The organism is Paenibacillus sp. FSL R7-0204 (assembly GCF_038002225.1).
Lineage (GTDB): Bacteria > Bacillota > Bacilli > Paenibacillales > Paenibacillaceae > Paenibacillus_AQ.
Genome location: NZ_JBBOCA010000001.1, coordinates 1,221,870 through 1,239,515 on the forward strand (window position 1 = coordinate 1,221,870; position 17,646 = coordinate 1,239,515).

The 17,646-nt window shown below is 52.4% G+C and carries 13 protein-coding genes; 11 read left to right on the plus strand and 2 right to left on the minus strand.

The genetic code is table 11. The features are described 5' to 3' along the window. Positions 1-101: 101 nt before the first annotated feature. From MKX42_RS05465 to MKX42_RS05475, 3 genes are all read left to right on the plus strand, one after another. Complete coding sequence (locus MKX42_RS05465) at positions 102-2,057, plus strand: heavy metal translocating P-type ATPase (protein WP_340751630.1); 1,956 nt, start codon at positions 102-104, stop codon at positions 2,055-2,057. A gap of 205 nt (positions 2,058-2,262) precedes the next feature. Beyond that, positions 2,263-3,204: a thioredoxin-disulfide reductase gene (gene trxB, locus MKX42_RS05470; protein WP_036694921.1), complete on the plus strand. Its 942-nt coding sequence runs from the start codon at positions 2,263-2,265 to the stop codon at positions 3,202-3,204. 84 nt (positions 3,205-3,288) lie between these two features. Continuing rightward, positions 3,289-3,525 (plus strand): glutaredoxin family protein, encoded by a 237-nt coding sequence (locus MKX42_RS05475; RefSeq protein ID WP_340751631.1) that lies wholly within the window; start codon positions 3,289-3,291, stop codon positions 3,523-3,525. A 270-nt stretch (positions 3,526-3,795) separates the two neighbouring features. On the opposite strand, the gene MKX42_RS05480 is transcribed toward MKX42_RS05475, so the two are convergent. Then, positions 3,796-3,990, minus strand: a complete 195-nt coding sequence (locus MKX42_RS05480; protein WP_036694925.1) for a hypothetical protein — start codon at positions 3,988-3,990, stop codon at positions 3,796-3,798. A gap of 229 nt (positions 3,991-4,219) precedes the next feature. Next, positions 4,220-5,380 carry an ROK family transcriptional regulator gene (locus tag MKX42_RS05485; protein WP_340751632.1) on the minus strand — a complete coding sequence of 387 codons (1,161 nt, stop codon included), beginning with the start codon at positions 5,378-5,380 and terminating at the stop codon, positions 4,220-4,222. Between the two features lie 360 nt (positions 5,381-5,740). On the opposite strand from MKX42_RS05485, the gene xylA reads away from it, so the two are divergent. From xylA to MKX42_RS05525, 8 genes are all read left to right on the plus strand, one after another. Beyond that, positions 5,741-7,060, plus strand: coding sequence for a xylose isomerase (xylA, locus tag MKX42_RS05490; RefSeq protein WP_340751633.1), 1,320 nt, complete (start codon positions 5,741-5,743; stop codon positions 7,058-7,060). Positions 7,061-7,619: 559 nt separating this feature from the next. Further along, complete coding sequence (gene xylB, locus MKX42_RS05495; protein ID WP_340751634.1) at positions 7,620-9,116, plus strand: xylulokinase; 1,497 nt, start codon at positions 7,620-7,622, stop codon at positions 9,114-9,116. A 217-nt stretch (positions 9,117-9,333) separates the two neighbouring features. Beyond that, the gene (locus tag MKX42_RS05500) at positions 9,334-10,878 is read left to right on the plus strand and encodes a response regulator transcription factor (protein ID WP_340751635.1); all 1,545 of its coding nucleotides are present in this window, start codon (positions 9,334-9,336) and stop codon (positions 10,876-10,878) included. A 182-nt stretch (positions 10,879-11,060) separates the two neighbouring features. Then, entirely contained in the window at positions 11,061-12,839 is a 1,779-nt protein-coding gene (locus MKX42_RS05505; protein WP_340751636.1) for a cache domain-containing sensor histidine kinase, read from the plus strand. 127 nt (positions 12,840-12,966) lie between these two features. After that, positions 12,967-13,953, plus strand: coding sequence for an ABC transporter permease (locus tag MKX42_RS05510; RefSeq protein WP_340751637.1), 987 nt, complete (start codon positions 12,967-12,969; stop codon positions 13,951-13,953). A 14-nt stretch (positions 13,954-13,967) separates the two neighbouring features. Further along, positions 13,968-14,867 (plus strand): carbohydrate ABC transporter permease, encoded by a 900-nt coding sequence (locus MKX42_RS05515; protein WP_340751638.1) that lies wholly within the window; start codon positions 13,968-13,970, stop codon positions 14,865-14,867. A 192-nt stretch (positions 14,868-15,059) separates the two neighbouring features. Further along, positions 15,060-16,802, plus strand: a complete 1,743-nt coding sequence (locus MKX42_RS05520; protein ID WP_340751639.1) for an ABC transporter substrate-binding protein — start codon at positions 15,060-15,062, stop codon at positions 16,800-16,802. Positions 16,803-16,911: 109 nt separating this feature from the next. Next, the gene (locus MKX42_RS05525; protein ID WP_340751640.1) at positions 16,912-17,595 is read left to right on the plus strand and encodes a glycoside hydrolase family 95 protein; all 684 of its coding nucleotides are present in this window, start codon (positions 16,912-16,914) and stop codon (positions 17,593-17,595) included. The last annotated feature ends 51 nt before the right edge of the window (positions 17,596-17,646 follow it).

Sequence of the window (17,646 nt, forward strand, 5' to 3'; positions counted from 1 at the left end):
CCGGCGATGCCGGGGCAGCATGTGTCATTTTAAGGGTGTTAATAATGGCTCTCATTCTCAAGTGTGCGCTTAACCAAAACCATTCAGGAAGGTGATTTATTATGCAAGCAACCTCGAAATCAATGCCCAAATCCATAGCGCGTCAAGGAGGGGCGCAGCAGCCCCGGACTCCGGGACCGCGCCGCTTCGATCCGTTGGCGATGCTCAGCAACTCCGAAATGCAGGCCGCTCTGGGGAGCGGGCTGATTATGCTGGCAGCCTGGGCTACCAGCGGCTGGTCGGAGGTCTTATCCGTAATTCTCTACGTGATCTCTTATACACTGGGCGGCTGGATGAAGGCGAAGGAAGGCGTGGAGACGCTGGTCAAAGAGCGTGACCTGGATGTCAACCTGCTGATGATCGCTGCAGCGCTGGGTGCCGCCTCCATCGGGTACTGGAATGAAGGGGCGATGCTGATCTTCATCTTTGCCCTGAGCGGAGCGCTGGAGAGCTACACGATGGAGCGCAGCAAAAAGGATATCTCCGCCCTGCTGGCCCTCAAGCCTGCTACCGCCGTGCGCATTGAGCAGGGAGCGATGAGTGAGGTTACCATTGATCAGCTCGTGTTGGGCGATCTGCTGCTGGTCCGTCCGGGTGAGCTGGTTCCCGCTGACGGTAAGGTATGCCGGGGGGAATCCTCTGTGAATCAGGCCTCCATCACGGGAGAATCGCTTCCCGTAGACAAAGCTGCCGGCAGTGAAGTATTCGCAGGTACCGTCAATGGAGAAGGTCCCCTCTATATAGAAGTGACGAAGACTGCCGAGAATACACTGTTCGCCAAAATCATCCGCATGGTGGAAGAGGCGGAGAACGAAGTGCCGGATTCGCAGCGTTTTATCAAACGGCTGGAATCCGTATATGCCCGGGTTGTGGTGGCTGCCACAGTACTGCTGATCACCCTGCCGCCGTTTGTGCTGGACTGGAGCTGGAGCAATACGTTCTATAAGGCAATGGTCTTCCTGGTTGTGGCGTCCCCGTGTGCGCTGGTATCCTCAATCATGCCCGCCATGCTGTCGGCTATCTCCAAGAGCGCCCGCAAAGGCATCCTGTTCAAAGGCGGGGTTCATCTGGAGAATATGGCGCGGACCTCGGTCGTTGCTTTTGACAAAACAGGTACCCTGACGGAAGGCATTCCGCAGGTCACGGACTTCATCGCCGGAGAAGGGTATGTGCGGGAAGAGCTGCTGGCCGTGAGCGCCTCGATCGAGAAGCTGTCGGGGCATCCGCTGGCAGAGGCCATTGTCGCGCTTGCGGAAGCGGAGCAAATCGGACTGCGGGATATTGAAGAGAGCCAGTCGGTTACCGGCTGGGGAATTGAAGGCGTCATAGACGGCCAGCTGTGGCGGATCGGCAAGTCCAATCTGCTGGATGAAGCGGCAGGTGCGGCTACGGACCATTGGATGGCTCTGCGCAGCAGTCTGGAACAGGACGGCAAAACGGTATCGCTGATCCTTGCCGGAGAGACCATCGCCGGAATGATTGCCCTGCAGGACACCGTTCGCCCCCAGGCGGCGGCTGCCGTGCGCAAGCTGCATGATCTGGGGATCAAGGTAGCGATGCTGACCGGAGACCGCGAGGCTACAGCCCGGGTAATCGCGGGGCAGAGCGGCGTTGATCTTGTGTTCGCGGGACTTTTGCCGGAAGATAAGGTATCGCACGTCAAGGCGCTTCGGGAGCAATACGGTCATGTCATCATGGTAGGCGACGGGGTGAATGATGCACCTGCACTCGCTACCGCAACGGTTGGCATGGGCATGGGGATGAAGGGCAGCGGGGCTGCCCTGGAGATTGCCGATGTGGTGCTGATGAATGACAACATTGAAGAGATTGCCGGGACGATTGCCCTGGCGCGCCGGACACAGCGGATTGTGAAGCAGAATATGATTTTTGCGGTAACGGTCATTGCCACCTTGATGATCAGCAACTTTGTGCAGGGGATTGCGCTGCCGTTCGGGGTCGTCGGGCATGAGGGAAGCACGATTCTCGTCATCCTTAACGGCTTGCGTCTGCTGCGTTAGAAGCCGGTACAATGGAGGGAGCAGCAGAATATGTGCCCCCGCTTATTTTAAATTGCTTAAAATTGAATTGTTCACAAAAAGGAGCGTTTACAACGGTTCTGGCATATTGACAACTCCCCTTGAGGTGATCATAATAAATACTAGATTATAATTATTTTAAATAAGGAATGGCGTCTTTTCCGTCCATCTCAAGGGGGATATCATCATGTACAAATCAATTATTGTCGGTACTGGACCGGCCGGATTGACAGCTGCTATATATTTGGCCCGGGCGAACCTGAACCCGCTCGTTATCGAAGGTCCGCAGCCAGGCGGACAGCTTACAACTACAACAGAGATCGAGAACTTCCCGGGATTCCCGGAAGGCATTTTGGGTCCTGATCTGATGGATAATATGCGCAAGCAGGCAGAGCGTTTCGGTGCACAGTTCGTGACCGGCTGGGTGAACAGCGTGGAACTGGGCGACCGTCCGTTCAAGCTGAACGTGGAAGGCATGGGCACGCTGATTACGGATACGCTGATTATCTCCACGGGTGCTACAGCCAAGTATCTCGGGATTCCCGGGGAGCAGGATAACATCGGACGCGGGGTCAGCACTTGTGCTACCTGTGACGGATTTTTCTTCCGCGGCAAAGAGATCGTGGTGGTCGGCGGCGGCGATTCCGCGCTTGAAGAAGCGGGCTTCCTGACACGTTTTGCTTCCAAGGTAACCCTGGTGCACCGCCGTGAAGAGCTGCGGGCCTCGAAGATTATGCAGGACCGTGTCCGCGATAACGCCAAAGTGACCTGGGGACTGAACCGTACTCCTGTAGAGGTGATTGCCGGAGACAAGGGCGTAACTGGCCTGAAGGTAATTAACAACGAGACCGGCGAAGAAGAGTTCATTGAAGCCAGCGGAGTATTCGTGGCGGTCGGCCATCATCCGAATACGGCATTCCTGGGCGGACAGATCACTACAGATGCGAACGGTTATATCGTATCGAATCCTGGCACCTCCGAGACGAACATTCCCGGCGTATTCGCTTGCGGCGATGTGCAGGATACCCGTTACAGACAGGCCATCACGGCTGCAGGCAGCGGCTGTATGGCGGCTATGGATGCCGAGAAATATATCGAGAGCCTGGAGCACAGCGCAGTAATTATGTAAGTATGGCATTTGGAGAAGCAAGGATTCCGGTGCTAGAATAGATTTTAGAGTCTAATACTTTAGATACGAGGAGGAAATCATACTATGGAGAATGTAATTGTATACACATCGACGAATTGCCCGCATTGCCGTCAGGTGAAAAGCTTCCTGAGCGATAAAGGGGTAGTGTACGAAGAACGCAACATTGAGCAGAACGAAGAGTACGCCCAGCAGGTGTGGGATATGGGCATGAGAGCCGTGCCGATTACGGTGATCGGGGATATGAAGATCGTTGGTATGAACAAGACCAAGTTCGACAAGGCTTTGGCTGCAACGGAATAATAGCCGGCAATCCTGAAATATATAGAGCCGCTTCCCGGTGGGAGGCGGCTCTTTGCAAATATAAGCATTTATATGTTTCACACTATAAATGATCCTTCTATTTCTCGCTGAAACGGTACCGTCCTTTAAAAGGACGGTACCGTTTCCACTTGGTGCGGAGGAAAAACAACATTTAAATCTGCCCATTGGTCTGGCCTGCTTTAACGAATATGAACAATCTTAAATGCTGCTTCTCCACTTGCTTACGTGATTACTGTCTGCTAGCAGGCCTCAGGTAAGAGACATGAACATCTGAAAGACAGCATAAACGGCAATGCCGCTGGCGATAAGGAGGAATCCCGATTTCTTCCGCGACTGGAACAGACGCAGGACACCGAGGCTGACGAGCGGAGCAATGATGAGCAGCAGCAGCAGCACTGCGATGAACATCTTCGCCGAAATATCAGACGTATCAACATAAGTCATGGATTCTCTCTCCATTTCAGAAAAAAGGGTATGGTGACAAATGTCACACAAGTATCCTTATTATATAGGATAGATACTCCTTTTAGAGCAGGAAATGCAGATAAAAATGCGGCGATTTTAAGAAATATAAGAATATATGCCGTAGACCCGAAGTGATCCTGCTATTTCACGCAAAAACAAGCCGCATCATAAAAAAGCATGCCGCAGCCGTTCCGCTTGCGGGTGTGTTCTATAGGGTCACGCGAATGTTGCCCAGAAAATGCATCACCGCTGAAAAACCCGCTCCAATCATAGTTCCCCGGCTTCCCAGCCTGGAGAAGGTGATTTCGAGCTGCTGCTTGTGGTAGGGGAGGGTACGCTCCGCTACAACCCGGCGCAGCGGCTCGCCGAGCCACGGCTCCGCCTCCGATAGAGCGCCCCCGATAACGATCAACTCAGGGTTGAAGCTGTTGATCAGATTGGTAACTCCGATTCCCAGATACTCGCCAATGGAGTTGAAATGGCTTAGGGTATCGGGCTGCCCCTCAAGCGCATACTTGACCAGTCCGGTCGTTGTGCGGGCCGGGAGAGAGAGGCCGGGGTTATCATAGGTTTTCTCGGAGGCATACAGCTCCCAGCAGCCCCGGCTGCCGCAGCTGCAAGGCTTGCCTTCTGCTTCAATCGTCATATGTCCGGTCTCTCCCGCATAGCCGCGCGCGCCCTTATACAACTCTCCGCCGATAATAATCCCCGACCCGATCCCCGAGCCTGCGCTGATATACAGCAGATGGCGCACATCACGCGCCGCTCCGAAGTTCAGCTCACCCTGGGCGCCTGCATTGGCCTCATTATCAATGGTGACCGGCACCGCGAAGGCGCTTTCCAGAATCGAACGCAGGTCGACCATCTCCCAGCCCAGGTTGGGCGCGAACAGGACAACGCCGTGCTCATCGACCATTCCCGGAACGCCGACACCAATGCCCACGAGTCCGTAATGAGAAGGCGGAGCCGTAGCGATCAGCTCCGAGATCATCTGCTGCATCTGTCCGAGCACATAAGGGAAGTCGTGATTCTCGAGCACACTGTCCCGTTCATGAAGAATGCCGCCCCCCAGATTGCAGAGTACGGCCTTAAGCTGTTTTACGCGCAGCTCGATCCCGATTACAGTTCCTGCCATTTCGTTAAAATGCAGCATCAGCGGCTTACGCCCGCCGCTGGATTCTCCGGGTCCAGCCTCAGTAACCAGCTGCTGCCCGCATAGCTCGGCTACCAGATTGGAGACGGTGGCTTTATTAAGGCCTGTCACCTCGGATACCTTGGCCCGCGAGATGGGGGAATGCATACGGATGGTATGTAAAATAATCGATTTGTTTATTTTTTTGACCAGCGCCTGATCACCGGTAACTTTCAAGCAGCACACTTCCTTTTACAATATAAGAATTTATATGTTTCACACCATAACTTATCGTTCTATTTCTCGCTGACACGGGAGCGTGAAGACGCTCTCCGCTGCGCGGGTATGCCCCCTAGTCTAGAATGAAGAGCGCAAAAATGCAACTGCATCCATTGAATTAGGACGATCCGGATGTTACATATTTTTTAATAAAAGGAATTTATAGAGGTGGGAACAGGCATCAGGATCAATGCATAACAACGGGAAAAATAAAAATAAAAAAACTTTGTTTAACCAATATACAAAGTCAAAAAGATGTGTTAAGATGATGCTGTAAACGCTTGCGGGCGAAGCAAAATATCGAGGAGGATTTTACAAATGGCTTATTTTGAAACAGTGAGCAAGATCTCTTACGAGGGAAGCCGTTCCACTAACCCTTATGCATTCAAATTCTACAACCCTACAGAAATCGTAGCCGGCAAAACAATGGAAGAACACCTGAAATTTGCAATGGCTTACTGGCATACATTAACAGCTGGCGGTTCCGATCCGTTCGGCGCTGAAACTGCAGTCCGCGCTTGGGACAAACTGAGCACGCTCGACAAGGCTAAGGCCCGTGCTGAAGCAGCATTCGAATTCATGGATAAGATGGACCTGCAGTACTACTGCTTCCATGATGTGGACATCGCTCCTGAAGGCGCGTCCCTGCGTGAATTCTACAGCAACATCGATACCATCGTAGACATCCTTGAACAAGGCATGAAGGCTTCCGGCAAAAAATTGCTGTGGAACACTGCCAACATGTTCACCAACCCGCGCTACATGCACGGTGCAGGCTCTACCTGCAACGCTGACGTATTCGCACACGCTGCTGCACAAGTGAAGAAAGGTCTGGAAGTAGGTAAACGTCTGGGCGCTGACAACTATGTATTCTGGGGCGGCCGTGAAGGTTATGAGACTCTGCTGAACACCAATATGCAGCTGGAGCAGGACAACATTGCCCGCCTGTTCAGCATGGCTGTTGATTATGCGAAGGAAATCGGCTTCGACGGCCAATTCCTGATTGAGCCTAAGCCGAAAGAGCCTACCAAGCACCAATATGACTTCGATGCAGCAACTTGCATCGCATTCCTGCAGAAGTACAACCTGGATAAGCACTTCAAGCTGAACCTTGAAGCGAACCATGCTACACTGGCTGGCCATACTTTCGAGCATGAACTGCATGTAGCCCGTATCAACGGTATGCTGGGATCACTCGATGCGAACCAGGGCGATCCATTGCTCGGCTGGGATACAGATGAATTCCCTGCAAGCATCTACGATGCTACACTGACTCTGTATGAAGTACTGAAGAACGATGGTCTGGGCAAAGGCGGAATCAACTTTGACTCCAAGGTACGCCGTCCTTCCTTCGAGCCTGAGGATCTGTTCCTGGCACACATCTCCGGTATGGACGTATACGCTAAGGGCCTGAAGGTAGCTGCTAAGCTGCTGGAAGACGGCGTATTCGAGAACTTCATTGCGGATCGTTACAGCAGCTTCAACGAAGGCGTTGGCGCTGACATCGTATCCGGCAAAGCGACACTGGCTTCGCTGGCTGACTACGCGCTGAACAACGAGAGCCCGCGTCCGAACAAATCCGGACGTCAGGAACTGCTGAGAGCTACACTTAACCAGTACATCCTGACTGCTGAGTAAGACGCTGCCGGATTTGCGGGATTGCCCGCAGATTCATTAGAGAATACACGCAACGGGGGTTGCTGAAGAGAGCATTCTTCGGCAGCCCCTTTTTTAATGCAGACTCGCGGAGTTTTCTGCGGAGTAGGGCATCGGAAGTGCAATAGTGTATGTATTTCATAAATGCGATAAATCTTGAGGTGCTGGGCTGTGTGAGTGTATTTTGTGCAGTAGAATGATCTAATTTGGCTGGGAAATAGCATTCTGCTGTATTCCATACAACAGATATTTGAGGGTACCCTACAAAACAGCCTTTTCAACAAATTCTAGTGTACAAAGTGCAATAGCTTGCGATTTTTGGCCGATTTATTGAGAATCTATTGCAGGAAATACAATCGCAGCCGCATGTTCAGTGGAAGCGATTCCGGTCATACGGAAGAGGCTTACGAAGCGAGTTTTGCTAGAAGAGAATACAGGATGCGGAACCCCGCAAAACTTAAGATTATGCTTACGAAGCGAGTTATATTGCGGAGATGTTCCAAGAGATGTAATGCTTTATATAACTTTTAGGAGGATAACTATGAAATATGTAATTGGTGTCGATCTTGGAACCAGCGCGGTAAAGACTGTGCTGGTTGATCCTCAGGGCAAGGTGGCTTTTGAGCATTCTGAAGCGTATCCGCTCAGCAGACCCCAGCCGAACTGGAGTGAGCAGAACCCGGAGGATTGGGTGGAGGGAACCATCGCCAGTCTGAAGCGTCTGATGGAAGTATCGGGCGCTAAGCCTGGACAGATCGACGGCATCAGCTTCTCCGGCCAGATGCACGGGCTTGTGCTCGTTGACGGCGAAGGCAAGGCGCTGCGTCCCGCCATTCTATGGAATGATACGCGTACGACTGCGGAATGCCGCAAGATTGAGAAGAAGCTTGGCAGCAAGCTGATTGATATCGCCAGAAACCGTGCGCTCGAAGGCTTCACGCTTCCGAAGATTCTGTGGGTCCAGGAGCATGAGCCGGAGGTGCTCGCGAAGGCTGAATTATTCCTGCTGCCGAAGGATTATGTGCGCTACCACCTGACAGGTGATTACGCCATGGACTACTCCGATGCAGCCGGAACCCTGCTGCTCGACGTTGGCGCGAAGCAGTGGAGTGCGGAGATTGCCGGAGCGTTCGATCTGCCGGTCTCCCTCTGCCCGAGACTCGTAGAATCCTTCGAGCAGACTGGAACCCTGCTTCCGGCAGTTGCCGAAGCCTCCGGCCTGCTGCCTACCACCAAGGTGTTCGCCGGCGGGGCAGACAATGCTTGCGGCGCACTAGGCGCCGGCATTCTGGGTGAAGGCCGGACGATGTGCAGTATCGGGACTTCCGGCGTGGTATTGTCCTACGAGAGCAACAAGGATCTTAACCTTGAAGGCAAGGTGCATTTCTTCAACCACAGTGAGAAGGATGCCTTCTATATCATGGGTGTTACCTTGGCGGCAGGACACAGCCTGACCTGGTTCAAGGAGACCTTTGCAGCAGAAAAGAGCTTCGACGAATTGCTGCAGGGAGTGAACGAAATCCCGGCTGGCAGCAGCGGGCTGCTGTTTACCCCTTACATCAGCGGGGAACGTACACCGCACCCGGATGCGAGCATCCGTGGCAGCTTCATCGGGATGGATTCCGGACATACTCTGTCCCACTTTACCCGCGCTGTGCTGGAAGGCATCACCTTCTCGCTGCGTGAATCGATTGAGATTGTGCGTGAATCCGGCAAAGAGATTACCGAGGTTGTGGCGATCGGCGGCGGGGCCAAGAATGAAGCCTGGCTGCAGATGCAGGCTGATATCTTCGGCGCTACGATCATCAAGCTGGAGAGCGAGCAGGGTCCGGCTATGGGCGCAGCTATGCTGGCAGCCTATGGCGCAGGCTGGTTCGAATCCCTGGGTGCATGTGCGGAAGCCTTCATCCGTCCGGCAGAGACCTATACCCCTAATGCAGATCAGGCAGCGCTATATGACGGGATCTTCGCTTTGTATCAGGATGTATACGGCCAGACCCGTGAGCTGAATGAGAAGCTGGCTTCGTACCGTAAATAGAATATCCGCACGGAATGACTGCCATCCTGTAAAGGGTGGCAGCTTATTTTCTTTTAAAATATAAGAATTTATATGTTGCACACGATAATTTATCCTTCTATTTCTCGCTGAAACGGTACCGTCCTTTAAAAGGACGGCAATGCCGTTTCCACTTGTATAGGTTATGGTATAAGCTTGCTGTAAAGTTTGTAATAAGCTCTGTGAAGGGAGGCCCCAATTGATCAAAGTACTGATTGTGGATGATGAGCCCAAGCTGAGGGAAGGGATGCGCACCTTGATTCCCTGGGAGGAAGAGGGGTATACCGTGGTGGCGACAGCGGCTAACGGTTATGAAGCGCTGGACAAATTCCGTGAGCTGAAACCTGGACTTGTGATGGCGGATATCCGTATGCCGGGAATGACCGGACTGGAATTGATCGCTGAGCTGCGCAAGGAAAGTCCGGGCTGCCATGTGCTGATTCTGAGCGGCTATGCCGATTTTGAATATGCGAAGCAGGCCATCTCCTATCATATTGACGGATACTTGCTTAAGCCGGTGGATGAGGAGGAGCTGATCAGCTATCTGCAGGAGCTGCGGGAGAAGATCAGCCTGGAGGAACGGATCAACGAATGGCAGGCGCTGGAGCCGGCAAGAACCACCGAGGTGCTGGTGCGGGAGCTGCTGCAGTCGAATTCGAAGGAAGCCGCAGCTGAACTGGGCCTCACGGACAGCAGCTGCGAAGTGGTGCTGCTGGAATTGAAAGGGCTTAACAAGGGTGAGGATGCCCGCGAGGATGCAGTGAAGCGGCTGATGGAGCGGCATTGGCAGGAGCAGGAGGGGGACGGCTTCTTCTTCACCCTCCCCCCATACATGGGAATTCTGCTGAAGGAGCCGCTCCGGGATGAACGCGCCCGGGCGGCGCTCTGGCAGGAGCTGCACCATCTGATCTCGAAGGAGGGGCTGGAGTTCGTGGCCGCAGCGGGCGGAGCAGCTGTCCGGCCGCAGGAGGCAGGAGAGTCCTTCGGGGCCGCACGCGCCCGTCTGGACGATGCCTTCTTCGGGCAGAGGAATACTCTCCTTTGCGGAATGCCGGATCTGTGGGAGGAGCCTGCACAAGGCGCGATGGAACCGGAGGAGGAGCCGGACCCCGAGCGTGATATTGAGGTGCAGCTGTTACTGGCAGTGGAGGCTGGCAGCAGCGAGGTAGCCAGGGAGCTTACGCTGCAGATTATCCGCCAGCTTGTGCATACCCAGCGGGACGAGACTTATATCAAGGACCAGCTGCTGCGGATTGTCAGCAGTACGATTGCCCGGCTGGAGGCGGCAAGTCCTGAGCTGCGCCCGCTGATTGCCGGACAAGCCTCGCCGATGGGCGAGGTCTACAGCAGCAGATATCTGCATGATGCAGAGCGGCTGGTGGCGGGGTACATGGAGCAGCTTTCCCGGCTGACGGGTAGCGGAAGCGGACGCGGCGATGAGATTAAGCGGATTACAGATCTGATCCAGCGCCGGTATAAGGAGAATTTGAAGCTGGGCACACTTGCGGAGATTTTTAACTACAATAGTGCCTATTTGGGTAAAATGTTCAAAAACCAGGTGGGCGAGCACTTCAACACGTATCTGGATAAGGTACGGATTGAGAAGGCCAAGCAGCTGCTGACCCAGGGCATGAAGGTCTATGAGGTGGCTGAGCAGGTTGGATACATGAACTCCGATTACTTCAATGCCAAATTCCGCAAATATGTCGGCGTCTCCCCAAGCGCATACCGCAAGGAGAACTGAATTAAAGCACTTAACGAAAAGATAAAAGAAGCGAAGGGGAAATTTGGAGCTGTAGGTCACGGCAAGCTTGCAGAGAATTCGGTATGAGGCTTATGATATACAGGCTGTTCCCCTTCTTGCAGAAGACCGGGAGCAGCCTGTTTGTATAGAGAGGGGAGATTGATATCAAGAAGCTGGTGCGGATGGTCAATAATATGAAGCTGAAATACAAGCTGATCTTCTTTTATATCGTAGTGGTGATGATTCCCGTGCTGATTGCAGGGATTATTCTGACGAATTATTTTCGGGAGGGAGCCTTGAACAGAGCGATAGATCAGGCCACCAACAACGTGGAAAAGATCAAAAGCCAGTTGTACAGCAAGCTGCGGGTTCCTACAGATATTTCGAATCTGCTCTATTTCGATGAGGATCTGGAGCGGCTGGTCAATACACATTATCCGAGTATCCTGGAGCTGACCAAGGCTTACTTGAACTATACCGACCTCAAGGAATATGTGCTGCGGTACCGGGAAATCTCCAATATCCGCTTTTTCATCGACAATCCCACACTTGTAGACGATATGTCTATCGCACCGGTAACGCCGGAGATCCGTACGAGAAACTGGTACACACAGGCTATGCAGAACAATCAGATCTACTGGATGTATATCCACGACAAGGACCCTTATATCAACAGCCCCAAAGGAACCATCAACAAACTGAGTCTGATCCGACAGGTGCCCTACCCTGAATACAGCAAGTCGGGAGTCCTGATGGTGCAGGTAAACCAGAATGAGCTGAACCAGATGCTGCATCAGGAGCCGTTCGAGACCATCATTATCGATGAGCAGGGCTATATTGTATCCGCCAAAAATCCGCAGCTGGTGGGCAGTACAGTGGATGCTTTTGACATAGGGATTGATGTGCAGGCGCAGTCCAAAGGCGTGTTCACGACCCAGGTGAAGGACAAGGATTCCTACGTCATCATCGATGAGATGATCCCTGAGCTGAGTGTCAGCAAGCTGAAGATTATCTCGGTATTTGAGACCAAAAGCATTCTGAGCGATGCCAACAAGGTGAGTCAGCTGGGCCTGCTTATCGTAATCGGGGTGCTGCTGGTTGCGCTTGTACTGGTCTATACTATCTCGCTGCTGACGAGCAACCGCCTGCTGCGGCTGAGCCGCCAGCTTAATCAAGTGGCCCTCGGGAATCTGAATGTGGTCTCCCACATTGACGGAACAGACGAGATCGGCCAGCTGTCGCGCCAGTTCAACTACATGGTAGCCAGCATCAACCAGCTGATTACCCAGGTGATAGAGAGCAATGAGAAGAACAGCACGCTGGAGATCGCCCAGCGGGAGATTAAGCTGAAGATGATGGCCAGCCAGATTCATCCGCATTTTCTGTTCAACGCACTGGAGTCGATCCGTATGAACGCCCATCTGCGGGGAGAGAAGGAGATCGCCAATATTGTCCGGCTGCTGGGCAAGCTGATGCGCAAGAATCTGGAAGTAGGCCGGGAGAGAGCGCCGATCAAGGAAGAGGTTGAGATGATCCGCTCCTATCTGGAGATACAGAAGTTCAGGTATGAGGACAGGCTGGAATATGAGATTGCCTTCGATCCAGCCGCCGCTGAGGTGATGATTCCGCCGCTGATTATCCAGCCGCTGGTGGAGAATTCGGTCGTTCATGGTCTGGAGAACAAGGAAGGCACGGTGCATGTCAGCATCGCTGTTACCCTCATGGAGAATCAGGAGATTCAGGTGATTGTATTGGATGACGGGATCGGCATGAAGGAAGGAAGGCTGTCCGAGATTATGGAGGTCATCACCAAGGCAGAGGAAGAAGAGCAGGGCCGGATCGGGCTGCGCAATGTGCAGCAGAGACTGACTCTGTATTACGGAGCGGAGCACGGGCTGAACATCTCAAGCCGGGAAGGAGAGGGGACCCGGATTACATTTTCAATCCCGAAGGGACAGTGATTTGAAGGCTTAAGGGGATGCAGGCGGGGAGAATGTCTAATTTCTATAGGTTTTTACGTGAAATCTGTTGGGTATTCTCGCCCCCGGCGCTGGGATAAGATAAAGCTATCAAAGCGAAGGGGGAATAATGATCGTGAAAGCGCTCACTGAAAGCGGTGTTACAGCAAATGAAAGCGTAACCCCCCGCCCACCTGCGAAACGGAATAGTGGATTTTGGAAAAGCGTACTCCAGCAAAAGTACTTATACCTGATGTCCCTTCCATTCGTAATCTGGGTATTTATATTCAGCTATGTGCCCATATGGGGATGGCTAATGGCCTTCCAGAATTATAAGCCGGTCAGGTCGTTCAGCGAGCAGAAATGGGTCGGACTGGACAACTTCCGGGAGCTGTTTCAGGATGAACGCTTCTACCTCGTATTAAGAAATACACTGGCGATGAGCATGCTGGGACTGATCTTCGGCTTCGTGGTTCCTATCCTGTTCGCCGTGATGCTCAACGAGCTGCGCGGGAACATCTTCAAGAGATCGGTTCAGACGATATCATACCTGCCCCACTTTGTATCCTGGGTCGTTGTTGGCGGGATTGTCTACAAGACGCTTGCCATCGATGGAGGGATCGTGAATGATCTGCTGCTCTGGACGAATGTGATTGATGAGCCGATTCAGTTCATGGCCAAAGGGAAATACTTCTGGGGAGTCTTAACGGCTGCTGACATCTGGAAGGAAACGGGCTGGAATGCGATTATCTATCTGGCAGCGATTACAGGCATTGATAAAGAGCTGTATGAAGCGGCCAAAGTGGACGGTGCAGGACGGGTCAAGCAGATGTTCAACATTACGCTGCCGGGTATCCGCACAACGGTGATGGTGCTGCTGATTATGAATATCGGCCATCTGGTCGGCATCGGCTTCGAGAAGCAATTCCAGCTGCAGAACAACATGGTTACCGATTATTCGGAAGTGCTGGATTTGTATGCGCTTAAATACGGGATACAGATTGGACGGTTCTCCTATGGTACCGCGATAAGCATGTTCACCTCGGTAGTCAGTGTCATCCTGCTGTTTACCGCCAACGGTCTAATGAAGAAATTTGCCAAAGAAAGCATTATGTAAGGAGGGGATCATCCATGGGTGGCAAAGCATTTCAAATGTCAAAAGGTGAACGTGTCTTCGATATTTTTCTCTACATCGCTCTAATCCTGATTATGATTGTGACGTTATATCCCTTTCTGAACGTGCTGGCGATTTCTTTCAATGAATCTACAGATACGGTCCGGGGCGGCATCTATATCTTCCCGCGGGTCTGGACTCTGGAGAATTACCAGCGGATCTTCAGCTATACGGGGCTGATTCAAGGCTTCAAAATATCGATTCTGCGTACTATTTCCGGTACCCTTCTGGGTCTGATCAGTGCTTCCATGCTGGCCTTTACCCTCAGCCGTCCGGAGTTCAGAGCCAGAAGATTCGTCTCGGTATTCCTGGCCCTGACCATGTACTTCTCCGGCGGTATGGTGCCGATGTACATTCTCATGAAGGACCTGAATCTGATCGGAACGTTCTGGATCTACATCCTGCCGGGTATGGTATCCGCGTTCAACGTCTTCATTATCCGCTCCTTCATGGACGGGCTGCCGTTTGCCCTGCAGGAATCCGCCAAGCTGGACGGCGCGAATGACTTTATGATTTTCTACAAAATCATTCTTCCGCTCTGTAAGCCGGTGCTGGCGACTATCGCCTTATTCCTGGCCGTGGGGCAATGGAATGAGTGGTTCACCACCTATCTCTACAACGGCAACAAGCCGCATCTGACTACGCTGCAGTTCGAGCTGATGAAGGTCCTGTCTTCGACCAATCAGGGCAGCGGCATGGCAAATGCGAATGATATGGCCAGACAGATGGCGCAGATTTCACCGGAGTCGATCAAGATGGCGATTACCATTGTCGTAACGGTGCCGATTCTCGTGGTCTATCCGTTCCTGCAAAAGTATTTTGTCGGCGGTATGACGCTGGGTGCAGTTAAGGCATAGGCCTTAACCCAGAGCGACAGGGGGAGAAGCTGCCGGGTTCAGTGCAGAGCCAGGCAGCTAACCCGCTTAAGGCTGAGTGTTAATTTATGGTAATTTATATTTATAGTAGTTATGCAAGCGTTCACAATGGTATATTCAGGTCTCACCTGATATGCATAGAGGCAACATACTAAGATACAAGGGGGATACACAATGAACCGCAAGAGTACCAAGACGATCTTCACGCTCCTGCTGATGAGCTCGATGCTGATCGCCGGTTGTGGAGGCAATGGCAATAATGCAGCCAACAATACGACGTCTAACAACTCAGGAACTACACCAGATGCTACTGCCGCAGCAGATGATACGGCTCTAGATACCTCACCGGCTACGTTCACATTCTTCGGTGCGGATGCCAGCCCGAACTGGAACAAGATGCAGGATGATGTAGGTAAAGCGATTACGGAGAAGACAGGGGTTACCCTTGAAGCTGAATTCGATGTAGGCAGCGGCGGCGGCGACCAGAAGATTGCGATGATGGCGGCGAGCGGCGACGTTCCTGATATTATTTTCGCTAAAGGAAGTCTGAGTACCCTGGTGGATGCGGGACTGATCATTGATATGACGGACCTGATCGACAAATATGGCCCCAACCTCAAGAAAGTCTACGGCGAGAACATGAACCGTCTGAAATACAGTCTGGACGACCAGAGTATTTATCAGATCCCTACGAATATGGGTGTCGGCCAGAAATCCTTCGATGCCACAGGCGGATTTGAAATTCAGCATCGTGTGCTCAAAGAGCTCGGCTATCCAAAGGTGCGGACTGTAGCTGATTTTGAAAAGGTGCTTAAGGATTATGTGAAGCTGCATCCGGAAACCGATGGACAGCCTACCATTCCGCTGACGCTGAATGCCGATGACTGGAAGATTATGATCACTGTGACGAACCCGGCCTTCACTACAACCGGCGCACCGGATGATGGTGAATATTATGTGGACCCTGAGACCTTCGAAGCGAAGCTTCACTACAAACGCGCCGAAGAAAAGGAATATTTCCGCTGGCTGAACGGTATGTACAATCAAGGACTGCTCGATAAGGATACCTTCGTTCAAAAGGATGACCAATACAAAGCGAAAGTGGCCAGCGGCCGTGTACTCGGTCTGATCTCCCAGGAATGGGAATACTCTGACGGTGAGAATGCCCTGAAGGCTGCCGGCAAAGACGAGTATACCTATGGACACTTCCCTGTAACCCTGACCGAAGAGTATAAGGATCATTCCTTCATGCAGACAGGAATCGACGGCTACGGGATTGCAATCACTACGGCTGCCAAAGATCCTGAGCGGATCATCAAATGGCTGGACTGGATGTCCTCCGATGAAGGCCAGGTCCTGAGAACCTGGGGGATTAAAGATAAGCACTATACTGTGGACGCGAATGGCAAACGTGAGGTTCTGCCTGAGATCCGTGACGGCTTAGCCAATGATACAGCGAACACTCAAAAAACAACCGGGATCGGCCAGTACCTGATCTTCGGTGCACGGTATGGCGACGGAGTAAAGGATTCAACAGACAACTACTACACCACAAGTTTCCCTGAACAGATCGTGGCTTCGTACTCAGAAGCTGAGAAGGAATCCCTTGCCGGATATAAGGCGACTACCTGGAAAGACCTGTTCCCGAAAGAGGATGAATTCCCTGTAAAAGAAACAGGTGCCCTGTACAACCTGCCGGTTCCGACAGACGGTAAATATCAGGTCATCTTCAAAAAGACCCAGGATATCGTACGTAAACGTATCCCGGAAGCGATTCTGTCCAAACCGGCTGATTTCGATAAAGTCTATGATGCCTTCCTGGCCGAGCTGGACAAAGCCGGCGCTCAGGATATGGAAAAAGAATTCACTGAGCTTGTGAAGAAGAGAGTATCCCTGTGGACAGGCAAAAATCTGTAAATCCTAATAGGATATAGCATGATCCAGAGTACAGCAGAAGGCAGAAAGGCCCGACTTAGGTCAGGGCCTTTTGCTGTATTCAGAACTTAGTACGAAGGGTGAGGAGAACATGGAAACTAAACAAAATACATCCGCATGGAAGCTCAGATACCGTCAGCCCGCAGCGGTCTGGGAAGAAGCGCTGCCGCTGGGGAACGGACATATGGGAGCGATGGTATTCGGCGGTACGGATAAAGAGCTGATTTCGCTGAATGAGGATACCTTATGGTCCGGGTTCCCCCGGGATACCAATAATTACGAAGCGCTCAGGTATTTGAAAAGAACCCGGGAGCTAATCGCTGCAGGCCAGTATGGGGAGGCCGAGGATATGGTGAATGCCCATATGCTTGGGGTCAACGCCCAGGCCTATATGCCGCTCGGGGACCTGATTCTTACGCAGCCGGGCACAAAGAATTGTACGGCCTATGAAAGAGAGCTGGATCTGGATAGCGGAGTTGCCAGAGTGACCTATCAGACGGAGCAGGGCAGCTTCACCCGTGAGGTGTTCATCAGCACACCAGACCAGATCGGTGTCGTGCATCTGACAAGCGATCAGCCCGGAGGAATTCAGCTTGAGCTGGCACTGGACAGCCAATTACAGCATTGCGTTAGTCTAGGGGAGGGGAACCGGCTGGTAATGCGGGGACGCTGCCCCTCGCATATTGCCGACAATACTACCAGGATCATCCGCTGGCGGTACTCTATGAGGAGGGACTTGGAGTTGCGTTCGAGCTGCACCTGCATGTACAGGTAACCGGGGGAAGTATCCGGTATTCCGCAGGCAAGCCGGTAATCAGTGGCGCGG